This is a genomic window from Bradyrhizobium algeriense (assembly GCF_003062295.1).
GTDB classification, from domain to species: domain Bacteria; phylum Pseudomonadota; class Alphaproteobacteria; order Rhizobiales; family Xanthobacteraceae; genus Bradyrhizobium; species Bradyrhizobium algeriense.
The window spans coordinates 1-451 of sequence record NZ_PYCN01000264.1 but is presented as its reverse complement, the minus strand read 5'-3'; the positions used below and the strand labels follow the sequence as shown (position 1 = coordinate 451).

General features: G+C 64.1%; 1 protein-coding gene. It reads left to right on the top strand.

What is annotated here, in order from left to right; genetic code table 11:
- Positions 1-146 precede the first annotated feature (146 nt).
- Complete coding sequence (locus C7G61_RS43440) at positions 147-431, top strand: hypothetical protein (protein ID WP_244608801.1); 285 nt, start codon at positions 147-149, stop codon at positions 429-431.
- Positions 432-451 lie beyond the last annotated feature (20 nt).

The following is a 451-nucleotide window of genomic DNA, read 5'->3' as shown; positions in this document are numbered from 1 at the left end:
AACATCTGATGAGCTTCCAGCAGTTCCCGCCGCGCCAGCGACCCGGCTCCTTCTCCGTCGAACAGGCAATGGAGAAGCTCAGGAGCCCGCCGTCGAGCAACTAGCTCCGATGAACAGCCCTTTCGGGCCTAGAGGAGGAAACTGTGATGAGAAGAGTACTGGCATTCCTTGCTCTCGCCCTGACTGCAACAGCAGCAACGGCACAGGTCGGGCCGCCGACATCCCAGCGGACATGCGGCGCCAACCGCCAGCTCGTCATGAGGGACGGCGCCGTCGTCCTCGACACCGGCCCGCAGACCTATGCCCGCTTCGTCAGGAGCGGCGCGGAATGCCTGGTCGACCAGTTCCCCGAGCCGGCATGGGTGCCGAGTTCGAACAATCCGCAATGCTTCATCGGCTATCGATGCAAGGACGGGTCCGACGACTTCTGACGCTGGGTTCGCGGGGCCCG